Source organism: Streptomyces sp. NPDC004266, from assembly GCF_042874095.1.
Taxonomy (GTDB): domain Bacteria; phylum Actinomycetota; class Actinomycetes; order Streptomycetales; family Streptomycetaceae; genus Streptomyces.
Genome location: NZ_JBIAMM010000004.1, coordinates 1 through 12,414, shown reverse-complemented (window position 1 = coordinate 12,414; position 12,414 = coordinate 1). Strand labels below are relative to the sequence as shown.

Sequence of the window (12,414 nt, the reverse complement as noted above, 5' to 3'; positions counted from 1 at the left end):
CGTGCGTGATTACCTGCTGACGCTCTGTGTCACGGCCGCGGTGACCTATCTGCTCACCGGTCCGGTGCGGAAGTTCGCCATCGCGACCGGGGCGATGCCGGAGATCCGCGCCCGCGACGTGCACCGAGAACCGACTCCGCGGCTCGGTGGCATCGCCATGTTCTTCGGGCTGTGCGCGGGACTGCTCGTCGCCGACCACCTGCAGAACCTGAACAGCGTCTTCGAGCAGTCCAACGAGCCCCGCGCGCTGCTCTCCGGCGCCGCCCTGATCTGGCTGATCGGCGTCCTCGACGACAAGTTCGAGCTGGACGCGCTCATCAAGCTGGGCGCGCAGATGATCTCGGCGGGCGTGATGGTGGCGCAGGGTCTGACGATCCTGTGGCTGCCGATCCCCGGCGTCGGCACGGTCGCCCTCACCCCCTGGCAGGGGACGCTCCTCACGGTCGCCCTGGTGGTCCTCACCATCAACGCCGTGAACTTCGTCGACGGCCTCGACGGTCTCGCCGCCGGCATGGTCTGCATCGCCGCCGCGGCCTTCTTCCTGTACGCCTACCGCCTCTGGTACGGCTACACGATCGAGGCGGCCGCCCCCGCGACCCTCTTCGCCGCCATCCTCATGGGCATGTGCCTGGGCTTCCTGCCGCACAACATGCACTCGGCGCGCATCTTCATGGGCGACTCGGGCTCGATGCTGATCGGCCTGATCCTGGCGGCCTCCGCGATCTCGATCACGGGTCAGGTCGACCCCGACGTGCTGCGGCTCTTCGAGGGCTCGACCCGTGAGGCCACCCACGCCGCCCTGCCGGTCTTCATCCCGCTCGTGCTGCCGCTGACCATCATCGCGATCCCGATGGCGGACCTGGTCCTCGCGATCGTCCGCCGCACCTGGAAGGGGCAGTCGCCGTTCGCGGCCGACCGCGGCCACCTGCACCACCGGCTCCTGGAGATCGGGCACTCGCACAGCCGCGCGGTGCTGATCATGTACTTCTGGTCGGCGCTCATCGCCTTCGGCACGCTGGCCTACTCGGTCCACTCGACCTCGATGTGGATCGTCCTGGGGGTCGTCGCGCTCAGCGCGATCGGTCTGGTGCTGCTCCTGCTGCCGCGCTTCACGCCGCGCGCCCCGCGCTGGGCCCAGTCCGTGGTGCCGCCCCGCTACCGCCGCCGCAAGCCGGCCGCCGTGTCGACGGCGCCCCTCGACTCCGCAGGGTCCGCCGAGTCCGCCGAGGAGGAACGGGAGCCCGTGCCCGCCGGGGTCAACGGAGCGACCGCCATCGGTCACCGTTCGCGCTTCACCGACAGGAGTAAGGCCGGGGCGCGCGGTTGACGAAAGCCCCATCCGGGGTCAATAGCAGACAAGGTGCCCCGCTGTCGCGCACACACGCGCGGGGTAACTCTCATGTGTGACCGTTGGCACACCTTATGGGTAAAGACCTATTCAAATAGTTTGTGATACGGTTCACGAGACCCGGCGACAGTGCCGAAAGACCGTAGTGCGACGGTCTGTTGGCCCCGAGACCCACCTCGGACCGGGCTTACGCTCGTCCATGACGACACCATCGCCCCCTCCAGAGCAAGCGGAGACACCGCCATGCCGTCGAACGACGCACGCATCCTTCTGCACACCGCCGTACCCTCCGCAGCCGTCGGCGCCGTCGCCACGGTCGTCAGCGGGGTGGTCGCCGGTGGCAAGGGTGCGATCGGTGCCGTCGTCGGCACCCTGGTGGTCATCCTCTTCATGGGGATCGGGCAGCTGGTTCTCCAGCGGACGGCGAAGTCGCTTCCGCACCTCTTCCAGGCCATGGGGCTCATGCTCTACACGGCCCAGCTGCTGGTGCTCTTCATCTTCCTGGCCTTGCTGAAGAACACGACCCTGTTCGACTTCAAGGCCTTCGCCTTCACGCTGCTCGCGACGACCGTGGTGTGGGTCGCCGCACAGGCCCGGGCCTACATGAAGGCCAAGATCACGTACATCGACCCCGGAAACAAGGGGTCCAAGTCGTGAAGGGTAGGGCCGGGATAAAGCCGAGTTCGGCTTCCTGCTATCGTCCGGTGCCAACTGCGGCACTGCGGTCGCGGGCATCCGAAACGGCGCCTGCCCCAGCGAGAGGCTCGACGCCGAACCGCCGCCCCCTTATCCGTAAGACCAGTCCAGTGCCGACCCGCGGCTGCGTGCCGCGCCGACACAACGAGGTTGCCGTACCTATGCGCCACGCTGAAGGAGCCCGCGGTGAGTGCTGACCAGACGCTTGCCTTCGACCCGGATTGCCACATCTTCAGTGGATGTGGCTTCCCGGCGCCGGGCCTGCACACGTTCATGTACGAGCCCATCGCCACGGTGGCCGGCATCGAGATCACCAAGCCGATGCTGCTCGCTCTGCTGGGCTCCATCGTGGTCGTCGGGTTCTTCTGGGCCGCCTTCAACAAGCCCAAGCTGATCCCCGGCAAGATGCAGATGGTCGGCGAGGCCGGTTACGACTTCGTGCGCCGCGGCATCGTCTACGAGATCATCGGCAAGAAGGACGGCGAGAAGTACGTCCCCTTCATGGTGTCGCTGTTCTTCTTCGTCTGGATCATGAACCTCTGGTCGATCATTCCGCTCGCCCAGTTCCCGGTCACCTCGCTGATCGCCTTCCCGGCCGGTCTCGCGCTGATCGTGTACTTCATGTGGATCTCGCTCACCTTCAAGAAGCACGGCTTCGTGGGTGGCTGGAAGAACATCGTCGGTTACGACAAGTCCCTCGGTGCCATCCTCCCGATGGTCGTCGTCCTCGAGTTCTTCTCGAACCTGCTGATCCGGCCCTTCACGCACGCGGTGCGACTGTTCGCGAACATGTTCGCCGGTCACCTGCTGATCGTGATGTTCTCGCTGGCCACCTGGTACCTCATGAACGGCCTGGGCTTCGTCTACGCCGGCGCCTCGTTCGTGATGGTCCTCGTGATGACCGCCTTCGAGCTCTTCATCCAGGCCGTCCAGGCGTACGTCTTCGTCCTCCTGGCCTGCAGCTACGTCCAGGGCGCGCTCTCCGAGCACCACTGAGCCGCACCCGTTCCGTAGCCCCACCCCCGAAACCATCAGTCGTCCGGTGGCCAACCCCCACCGGGTCATTGAAAGAGAAGGAAGTAACGGCATGTCCGCTGCTCTCGACATGGTCAACCTCGCCGCCGGCGCCAAGGAGAACGTCGTCGGCAACGTCGCGTCGATCGGTTACGGCCTCGCCGCGATCGGCCCCGGCGTCGGCGTCGGCATCATCTTCGGTAACGGTACGCAGGCGCTCGCCCGCCAGCCCGAGGCCGCCGGTCTCATCCGTACCAACCAGATCATGGGCTTCGCCTTCTGTGAGGCGCTCGCCCTCATCGGCATCGTCATGGGCTTCGTCTACCAGTAAGCCGGACCGACTGCCCGATTCTTTTTACGGAAGGCACTGATGTGAACGCTCTGCTTCTTGCGGCAGCGGAGGAGCCTCAGCCTCCTCTGATCCCGCATCTCGACGAGCTCGTCATCGGCCTGATCGCCTTCGTCATCGTCTTCGGCTTCCTCGCCAAGAAGCTCCTCCCGAACATCAACAAGGTTCTGGAAGAGCGCCGCGAGGCCATCGAGGGTGGCATCGAGAAGGCCGAGTCGGCCCAGATCGAGGCTCAGAGTGTGCTGGAGCAGTACAAGGCCCAGCTCGCCGAGGCCCGCCACGAGGCCGCGCGTCTTCGCCAGGAGGCGACGGAGCAGGGCACCGCGATCATCCAGGAGATGAAGGCGGAAGGCCAGCGCCAGCGCGAGGAGATCATCGCGGCCGGCCACGCCCAGATCGAGGCCGACCGCAAGGCCGCGTCCGCGTCGCTGCGCCAGGACGTGGGCAAGCTCGCCACCGACCTGGCCGGCAAGCTGGTCGGCGAGTCCCTCGAGGACACCGCCCGCCAGAGCCGCACCATCGACCGCTTCCTCGACGAGCTCGAGGAGAAGGCCGAGGCTGTCCGATGAACGGAGCGAGCCGCGAGGCACTGTCCGCCGCCCGTGAGTCCCTCGACGCGCTGACCGACAACACCCCGGTCGACGCGAAGAAGCTCGCGGACGAGCTGGCCGCCGTCACCGTGCTGCTCGACCGCGAGGTGTCGCTGCGCCGGGTCCTGACCGACCCCGCCCAGTCGGGCGAGGCCAAGGCCGAGCTCGCGCAGCGACTCCTGCGCGGACAGGTGGGCGGCGAGACCGTCGACCTGGTCTCGGGCATGGTCCGTTCCCGCTGGTCGCGCTCGCGTGACCTGGTCGACGCGACCGAGGAGCTGGCGAACACCGCAGACCTCACCGCGGCGCAGAAGGCGGGCGCCCTGGACGACGTCGAGGACGAGCTGTTCCGGTTCGGCCGGATCGTGTCCTCCAGCAACGAGCTCCGCTCGGCGCTGACGGACAAGGCCGCCACGGCCACCGCGAAGGGCACGCTGCTGCGCAGCCTGCTCGGCGGCAAGGCCCACGCGACCACCGAGCGTCTGGTCGTCCGTCTGGTGACCCAGCCCCGGGGACGTAGCCTGGAAGCGGGACTCGAGTCCCTGTCCAAGCTCGCCGCGGCGCGCCGGGACCGGATGGTCGCCGTCGTCACCTCGGCGGTGCCGCTGTCGGACCGGCAGAAGCAGCGCCTCGGTGCCGTACTGGCGAAGCTGTACGGCCGCGAGATGCACCTGAACCTGGACGTGGACCCGGCGGTCCTCGGCGGGATCACCGTGCGCGTCGGCGACGAGGTCATCGACGGTTCCATCGCGGAGCGCCTCGGCGAGGCGACCCGTCGACTGGCCGGCTGACGACAGCGACCACAGCAGCACACAGGCAGTACAGCAACACAGCATCACCAGCGGCCCGGTTGGGCCGTGCAGAGATTGCAGAAGATTCCTGGGGGTCGGCCCCCAGACCCCTTAAGAAACTTCGGGCCCAACAAGGAGAGCAGGGAACCCAGATGGCGGAGCTCACGATCCGGCCGGAGGAGATCCGGGACGCACTGGAGAACTTCGTCCAGTCGTACCAGCCGGACGCGGCCTCGCGCGAGGAGGTCGGCACGGTCAGCCTGGCCGGTGACGGTATCGCGAAGGTCGAGGGTCTTCCCTCGGCCATGGCGAACGAGCTGCTGAAGTTCGAGGACGGCACCCTCGGCCTCGCCCTCAACCTCGAGGAGCGCGAGATCGGTGCCATCGTCCTCGGCGAGTTCAGCGGCATCGAGGAGGGTCAGTCGGTGCAGCGCACCGGCGAGGTCCTCTCCGTAGGTGTCGGTGAGGGCTACCTGGGTCGCGTCGTCGACCCGCTCGGTAACCCGATCGACGGTCTCGGCGAGATCGCGACCGAGGGCCGCCGCGCCCTCGAGCTGCAGGCCCCGGGCGTTATGGCCCGTAAGTCGGTGCACGAGCCGATGGAGACCGGCTACAAGGCCGTCGACGCCATGACGCCGGTCGGCCGTGGTCAGCGTCAGCTGATCATCGGTGACCGTCAGACCGGCAAGACCGCGCTCTGTGTCGACACCATCATCAACCAGCGCGACAACTGGCGCTCGGGCGACGTGAACAAGCAGGTCCGCTGCATCTACGTCGCCGTCGGCCAGAAGGGCTCGACCATCGCGTCCGTTCGCGGCGCCCTGGAAGAGGCCGGCGCGCTCGAGTACACGACGATCGTCGCCGCCCCGGCGTCCGACCCGGCCGGCTTCAAGTACCTGGCGCCGTACACCGGCTCCGCCATCGGTCAGCACTGGATGTACCAGGGCAAGCACGTCCTGATCGTCTTCGACGACCTGTCGAAGCAGGCCGACGCCTACCGCGCCGTGTCGCTGCTGCTGCGCCGCCCGCCGGGCCGTGAGGCCTACCCGGGTGACGTCTTCTACCTGCACTCCCGTCTCCTCGAGCGCTGCGCGAAGCTCTCGGACGAGCTGGGTGCCGGTTCGATGACCGGTCTGCCGATCGTCGAGACGAAGGCCAACGACGTCTCCGCGTTCATCCCGACCAACGTCATCTCCATCACCGACGGCCAGTGCTTCCTGGAGTCCGACCTGTTCAACGCCGGCCAGCGCCCGGCCCTGAACGTCGGTATCTCGGTCTCCCGAGTCGGTGGCTCCGCCCAGCACAAGGCGATGAAGCAGATCTCCGGTCGCCTCCGTGTCGACCTGGCCCAGTTCCGTGAGCTCGAGGCGTTCGCCGCCTTCGGTTCCGACCTGGACGCCGCGTCGAAGGCGTCGCTGGAGCGCGGTCAGCGCATGGTCGAGCTGCTCAAGCAGGCTCAGTACCAGCCGATGCCGACCGAGAACCAGGTCGTCTCCGTCTGGGCCGGCACCACCGGCAAGATGGACGACGTCCCGGTCGCCGACATCCGTCGCTTCGAGGCCGAGATGCTGGCGTACCTGCGCCAGAACCACTCGGGCCTCATGACCTCCATCCGTGAGGGCGGCAAGATGTCGGACGACACGCTGCAGTCCGTCGCCGACGCCATCGCGGAGTTCAAGAAGCAGTTCGAGACCTCTGACGGCAAGCTGCTCGGCGCGGACGCTCCCGCCGTCAACGTCTCGAAGTGACGACGGAAGGGACCTGACTCATGGGAGCGCAGCTCCGGGTCTACAAGCGTCGCATCAAATCCGTCACCGCGACGAAGAAGATCACCAAGGCGATGGAGATGATCGCCGCCTCGCGTGTCGTCAAGGCGCAGCGCAAGGTGCAGGCGTCGACTCCGTACGCGACCGAGCTCACGCGCGCGGTCACGGCGGTGGCCACGGGTGCGAACGACAAGCACCCGCTGACCACCGAGGCGGAGAACCCGAGCCGTGCCGCGGTCCTGCTCCTCTCGAGCGACCGCGGTCTGGCCGGTGCCTTCAACTCCAACGCCATCAAGGCGGCGGAGAAGCTCATCGCGAAGCTGGAGAGCGAGGGCCGGACGGTCGACGTCTACGTCGTCGGTCGCCGTGGTGTCGCGCACTTCAACTTCCGTGAGCGGAAGCTGACCGACACGTGGACCGGCTTCACGGACGAGCCCACGTACGCGGACGCCAAGAAGATCGCGGCACCGCTGATCGAGGCGATCGAGAAGGACACGGCCGAGGGCGGTGTGGACGAGCTCCACATCATCTACACCGAGTTCGTCTCGATGATGACCCAGACGGCGATCGAGGCCCGGCTGCTGCCCCTCAGCCTCGACGAGGTGGCGAAGGAGGCCGGCGAGCCGGACACCCTCCGTCCGCTGTACGACTTCGAGCCGTCGGCGGAGGACGTCCTCGACGCCCTTCTGCCGCGCTACGTCGAGAGCCGGATCTACAACGCGCTGCTCCAGTCGGCTGCCTCCAAGCACGCCGCCACGCGCCGCGCGATGAAGTCGGCCACCGACAACGCGGGAGACTTGATCAACAACCTCTCCCGACTTGCCAACGCGGCCCGCCAGGCCGAAATCACCCAGGAAATCAGCGAGATCGTCGGTGGCACCGCAGCCCTGGCCGACGCGACCGCGGGGAGTGACAAGTAATGACGACCACTGTTGAGACGGCCGCCGCCACGGGCCGCGTCGCCCGGGTCATCGGCCCGGTCGTCGACGTGGAGTTCCCCGTCGACGCGATGCCGGAGATCTACAACGCCCTGCACGTCGAGGTCGCCGACCCGGCCGAGGACGGCGCCAAGAAGACGCTGACCCTCGAGGTCGCGCAGCACCTCGGTGACGGCATCGTCCGCACCATCTCGATGCAGCCCACCGACGGTCTGGTCCGCCAGGCCCCCGTGGTCGACACCGGCGACGGCATCACGGTGCCCGTCGGCGACGTCACCAAGGGTCGCGTGTTCAACACGCTGGGCCAGATCCTGAACGAGCCCGAGGCGGAGTCGGAGGTCGGCGAGCGCTGGTCCATCCACCGCAAGGCCCCGGCGTTCGACCAGCTCGAGTCGAAGACCGAGATGTTCGAGACCGGCCTGAAGGTCGTCGACCTTCTCACCCCGTACGTCAAGGGTGGAAAGATCGGTCTGTTCGGTGGTGCCGGTGTCGGCAAGACCGTTCTGATCCAGGAAATGATCATGCGTGTGGCGAAGCTGCACGAGGGTGTTTCCGTGTTCGCCGGTGTCGGTGAGCGCACGCGTGAGGGCAACGACCTCATCGCGGAGATGGAGGACTCGGGCGTCCTCGACAAGACCGCCCTCGTCTTCGGCCAGATGGACGAGCCCCCGGGCACCCGTCTCCGTGTGGCCCTCGCCGGTCTGACCATGGCGGAGTACTTCCGCGATGTGCAGAAGCAGGACGTGCTGTTCTTCATCGACAACATCTTCCGCTTCACCCAGGCCGGTTCCGAGGTGTCGACCCTGCTCGGCCGCATGCCCTCCGCGGTGGGTTACCAGCCGAACCTGGCCGACGAGATGGGTCTCCTCCAGGAGCGCATCACCTCGACCCGTGGTCACTCGATCACCTCGATGCAGGCGATCTACGTCCCCGCCGACGACCTCACCGACCCGGCGCCGGCGACCACCTTCGCCCACCTCGACGCGACGACGGTTCTCTCCCGTCCGATCTCCGAGAAGGGCATCTACCCGGCCGTGGACCCGCTGGACTCCACGTCCCGGATCCTGGACCCGCGTTACATCGCGCAGGACCACTACGACACCGCCTCGCGGGTCAAGGGAATCCTGCAGAAGTACAAGGACCTCCAGGACATCATCGCGATCCTCGGTATCGACGAGCTGAGCGAGGAGGACAAGCTCGTCGTCCACCGCGCGCGCCGTGTCGAGCGCTTCCTGTCCCAGAACACCCACGCGGCGAAGCAGTTCACCGGTGTGGACGGTTCGGACGTTCCGCTCGACGAGTCGATCGCCGCGTTCAACGCGATCTGCGACGGTGAGTTCGACCACTTCCCGGAGCAGGCGTTCTTCATGTGCGGTGGCCTTGAGGACCTCAAGAACAACGCCAAGGAGCTCGGCGTCTCCTGAGCCCCGTGCTCGCCCGAGGGGGGCGGGATCCGTCCCGTCCCCCTCTCCACGCCCCCTAGAATTGACCCCAACACCCGGCACGACCGCCGGGTGGTGACCCGAGGAGCCACCCTTGGCTGCTGAGCTGCACGTCGAGCTGGTCGCCGCGGACCGGAGTGTCTGGTCCGGCGAGGCCACCCTGGTCATCGCGCGTACCACCTCCGGCGACATCGGCGTCATGCCCGGCCACCAGCCGCTGCTCGGTGTGCTGGAGTCGGGCCCGGTGACCATCCGTACGAGCGAGGGCGGCACGATCATCGCCGCCGTCCACGGCGGATTCATCTCGTTCGCCGACGACAAGCTGTCTCTGCTCGCGGAGATCTGCGAGCTGGCGGACGAGATCGACGCCCAGCGCGCCGAGCGCGCGCTGGAGCGTGCGAAGACGGACTCCGACGCCGCCGCCGAGCGGCGCGCCGAGGTCCGGCTGCGCGCGGTAGCGGTCCGCTGACGGTCCGCGCCGAGTAGGAGTGCCCTCAGCCGCGGCACGGTCCGGAATACTCCGGAGCGTGTCGCGGCTGAGGCGATGCAGATGCAGGTCGTATTCGGTTCTGCCGGCGGTGCCGGCTACGGGACGCAGCGAGGAGGTCGGTGAAGATGTTCCTCGCTCTGCTCGTGTGCGGCCTGGTCGTCGCACTGGTGGTGATCGGGCTCTTCGTCTTCGGCTTGCGCCGCAGACTCATCCAGCGCGCCGGCGGCACCTTCGACTGTTCGCTGCGCTGGGACGTCCCCGACGAGCCGGATCCGACCGGCAAGGGCTGGGTGTACGGCGTCGCCCGCTACAGCGGTGACGAGATCTCCTGGTTCCGTGTCTTCTCGTACGCGCCCCGTCCGCGCCGGGTCCTGGAGCGCTCCTCCATCGTGGCCCTGGAGCGCCGGATGCCGGAGGGCGAGGAGGAGCTCGCGCTGCTCTCCGACGCCGTGATCCAGCCCTGCATGTACGAGGGCGTCCGTCTGGAGCTCGCGATGAGCGAGGACGCCCGGACGGGCTTCATGGCCTGGCTGGAGGCGGCGCCCCCCGGGCAACGGGTGAACGTCGCGTAGGACGTGCAGAAGCGGGGACGGCGTGCTGCGCCGTCCCCGCTTCTTCGTACGTGCTAGCTCAGTCCGCTGTTGATGGCGCCGACCAGCTCGCCGTTGCTGGTGTCGCCGCTGAACTCCCAGAAGAACGCTCCGCCGAGGCCCTGGTTCTTGGCCCAGCTCATCTTCGAGTTCACGGTGGCGGGGGTGTCGTAGCTCCACCAGTTGGTCCCGCAGTGGGCGTACGCCGTGCCCGCGACGGTGCCGTTGGCCGGGCAGGAGTTCTTGAGGACCTTGTAGTCCTCGATGCCCTGCTCGTACGTGCCCTGCGCCGGGCCGGTCGCCGTGCCGCCGGGGGCGGACTGGGTGACGCCGGTCCAGCCGCGGCCGTAGAAGCCGATGCCGAGGAGGAGCTTGTTGGCGGGGACGCCCTTGGCCTTGAACTTGGCGATCGCCTCGGCGGAGTTGAAGCCCGCCTGCGGGATGCCGGCGTACGAGGTGAGCGGGGAGTGCGGGGCCGTCGGACCCTTCGCCTCCCAGGCGCCGAAGAAGTCGTACGTCATGACGTTGAACCAGTTCATGTACTGCGCGGCGCCCGCGTAGTCGGCGGCGTCGATCTTGCCGCCCGTGGAGGCGTCGGCGGTGACGGCCGCGGTGACCAGGTTGTTGGCACCGAACTTGGCGCGCATGGCCTGCATCATGTTCTTGAAGGCGGCCGCGCCGCTGGTGTCGCAGGACAGGCCGCAGGCGTTGGGGTACTCCCAGTCCAGGTCGATGCCGTCGAAGACGTCGGCCCAGCGCGGGTCCTCGACCAGGTCGTAGCAGGACTGGGCGAAGGCGGTCGGGTTCTGCACGGCCTGGCCGAAGCCGCCGGACCAGGTCCAGCCGCCGAAGGACCACAGGACCTTGATGTTCGGGTAGGCCTTCTTCAGCTTGCGGAGCTGGTTGAAGTTGCCGCGCAGCGGCTGGTCCCAGGTGTCGGCGACGCCGTCGACGGACTGGTCGGCGGTGTAGGCCTTGTCGTAGTCGGCGTAGGCGTCGCCGATGGTGCACTTGCCGTTCTGGACGTTGCCGAAGGCGTAGTTGATGTGCGTGATCTTCGACGCGGAGCCGGAGGTCACGATGTTCTTCACGTGGTAGTTGCGCCCGTAGACGCCCCAGTTGGCGAAGTAGCCCATCTTCACGGCGTTCGGGAGGGGCTGGCCGCCGCCTCCGCCGGTGGTGCGGACGGCGACCGGGCCGGCGGCGGGGCCGGTCTGGTCGGCCGTGTCGCGGGCGACGACGGTGTACGAGTAGTCGGTGCCGGCGGTGAGGCCGCTGTCGGTGAACGTGAGGCCGGTGGTGGTGGTCACCTTGGTGCCGTCGCGCAGGACGTCGTAGTTCTTGACGCCCTTGTCGTCGGTGGCCGCGGTCCAGGTGAGCTTCGCCGAGGTGTCGGTGATGTTGGAGGCGACCGGGGTGCCGGGGGCCGAGGGCGGGTTGTCGCCCGGCTGGGTGGTGCCGTCGCAGGGAGCGCCGTTGATCTTGCAGCCGCTGGGCGCGCCGGGGCCGGCGCCGTTGTAGCCGAAGGAGACGGAGGCGCCGGGGGCGAGGGTGCCGTTCCAGCCGACGTTCTTGGCGGTCCAGTGGGTGCCGGAGCTGGTGACGGTGGCGTCCCAGGCCGAGGTGACGGCGGTGCCGGAGGGGTAGTCCCACTCGACGGTCCAGGAGCTGATGGTGGTGGTGCCGGTGTTCTTGATGGTCCAGTTGGCGCCGAAGCCGGTGCCCCAGTCCTGGGTCTTGGTGTAGGTCGCGGTGGCCGAGGTGGCGGCCTCGGCGGGGGAGGCGAGGCCGACCATGGCGGCCAGGGGCAGGATCAGGGCGGTCAGTCCGGCGGCGGTCCGGTGTCTGAACCCTGCTCTGCGCGTCGGTGCTTGAGTGCTCAACGGTGCTCCTCAAGTTGCGGACGGACAAGGTGGGGGTGGTCCGAAAGGTGCGCGCGCCCCGCGAGCGTAGGAAGGTCTGGACCAATCGTCAAGAGGTCCAGACCAACGTCGGCAAAGAACTGCTAAACCCCCAACTCCTGAGCCAGCACCGCCGCTTGCACCCTGCTCCGCAGCTCCAGCTTCCCCAGCACCTTGCTGACGTGCGTCTTCACCGTCGCCTCCGCCATGTCGAGGCGTACCGCGATCTCCGCGTTCGACAGGCCGAGCCCCAGCGCGGAGAGCACCTCCCGCTCCCGGGGGGTCAGCGCACCCAGTTTCGTCGGGTCCGCCGTGCCCGTCCCCCGCGCCGGGGGGGGGGGGGGGGGGGGCCCCCCCCCCCCCCCCCCCCGGGCCCCCCCCCGCGCCGCGCACCCCCCCCCCCCCCCCCCCCCCCCCCCCCCCCAAAAACCCCCCCCCCCCCCCCCCCCCAACAAAACCCCCCCCCCCCCCAGGACCACACCCCCCCCCCGGCCCTTAA

12 protein-coding genes and 1 pseudogene are annotated in these 12,414 nt (G+C 68.2%); 11 read left to right on the top strand and 2 right to left on the bottom strand.

Translation table 11 applies throughout. The annotated features are described in order from the left end of the window. Position 1: 1 nt before the first annotated feature. The 11 genes from ACFYUZ_RS11230 to ACFYUZ_RS11180 all read left to right on the top strand — a co-directional run bounded on the left by ACFYUZ_RS11230 (position 2) and on the right by ACFYUZ_RS11180 (position 9,996). Entirely contained in the window at positions 2–1,327 is a 1,326-nt protein-coding gene (locus ACFYUZ_RS11230) for an MraY family glycosyltransferase (protein WP_389307789.1), read from the top strand. 264 nt (positions 1,328–1,591) lie between these two features. Further along, complete coding sequence (locus ACFYUZ_RS11225; RefSeq protein ID WP_389307787.1) at positions 1,592–2,005, top strand: hypothetical protein; 414 nt, start codon at positions 1,592–1,594, stop codon at positions 2,003–2,005. Between the two features lie 225 nt (positions 2,006–2,230). After that, the gene (gene atpB, locus ACFYUZ_RS11220; protein ID WP_123455413.1) at positions 2,231–3,040 is read left to right on the top strand and encodes a F0F1 ATP synthase subunit A; all 810 of its coding nucleotides are present in this window, start codon (positions 2,231–2,233) and stop codon (positions 3,038–3,040) included. A gap of 91 nt (positions 3,041–3,131) precedes the next feature. Beyond that, positions 3,132–3,389 (top strand): ATP synthase F0 subunit C, encoded by a 258-nt coding sequence (gene atpE, locus ACFYUZ_RS11215; RefSeq protein ID WP_093874070.1) that lies wholly within the window; start codon positions 3,132–3,134, stop codon positions 3,387–3,389. 41 nt (positions 3,390–3,430) lie between these two features. Beyond that, the gene (locus tag ACFYUZ_RS11210) at positions 3,431–3,976 is read left to right on the top strand and encodes a F0F1 ATP synthase subunit B (RefSeq protein ID WP_389307785.1); all 546 of its coding nucleotides are present in this window, start codon (positions 3,431–3,433) and stop codon (positions 3,974–3,976) included. Continuing rightward, positions 3,973–4,788 carry a F0F1 ATP synthase subunit delta gene (locus ACFYUZ_RS11205; RefSeq protein ID WP_389307783.1) on the top strand — a complete coding sequence of 272 codons (816 nt, stop codon included), beginning with the start codon at positions 3,973–3,975 and terminating at the stop codon, positions 4,786–4,788. The genes ACFYUZ_RS11210 and ACFYUZ_RS11205 overlap by 4 nt, the downstream gene beginning before the upstream one ends. A gap of 152 nt (positions 4,789–4,940) precedes the next feature. Further along, positions 4,941–6,536: a F0F1 ATP synthase subunit alpha gene (gene atpA, locus ACFYUZ_RS11200; protein ID WP_389307782.1), complete on the top strand. Its 1,596-nt coding sequence runs from the start codon at positions 4,941–4,943 to the stop codon at positions 6,534–6,536. 20 nt (positions 6,537–6,556) lie between these two features. After that, positions 6,557–7,474 carry a F0F1 ATP synthase subunit gamma gene (locus ACFYUZ_RS11195; RefSeq protein ID WP_389307780.1) on the top strand — a complete coding sequence of 306 codons (918 nt, stop codon included), beginning with the start codon at positions 6,557–6,559 and terminating at the stop codon, positions 7,472–7,474. Next, positions 7,474–8,916, top strand: coding sequence for a F0F1 ATP synthase subunit beta (atpD, locus tag ACFYUZ_RS11190; RefSeq protein WP_389307778.1), 1,443 nt, complete (start codon positions 7,474–7,476; stop codon positions 8,914–8,916). Before ACFYUZ_RS11195 ends, atpD begins: the two co-directional genes overlap by 1 nt. 112 nt (positions 8,917–9,028) lie before the next feature. Further along, on the top strand, positions 9,029–9,403 hold the full coding sequence (locus ACFYUZ_RS11185; protein WP_123455419.1) for a F0F1 ATP synthase subunit epsilon: 375 nt from the start codon (positions 9,029–9,031) through the stop codon (positions 9,401–9,403). A gap of 146 nt (positions 9,404–9,549) precedes the next feature. Further along, entirely contained in the window at positions 9,550–9,996 is a 447-nt protein-coding gene (locus ACFYUZ_RS11180) for a DUF2550 domain-containing protein (protein WP_030688906.1), read from the top strand. A gap of 53 nt (positions 9,997–10,049) precedes the next feature. Here ACFYUZ_RS11180 and ACFYUZ_RS11175 read toward each other — a convergent pair whose 3' ends face one another. Together ACFYUZ_RS11175 and ACFYUZ_RS11170 are read right to left on the bottom strand one after the other, a co-directional pair. Continuing rightward, positions 10,050–11,810, bottom strand: coding sequence for a glycosyl hydrolase family 18 protein (locus ACFYUZ_RS11175; protein WP_389308539.1), 1,761 nt, complete (start codon positions 11,808–11,810; stop codon positions 10,050–10,052). Positions 11,811–12,019: 209 nt separating this feature from the next. Then, positions 12,020–12,247: pseudogene (locus ACFYUZ_RS11170) on the bottom strand (response regulator transcription factor); the annotation flags it as partial. Positions 12,248–12,414 lie beyond the last annotated feature (167 nt).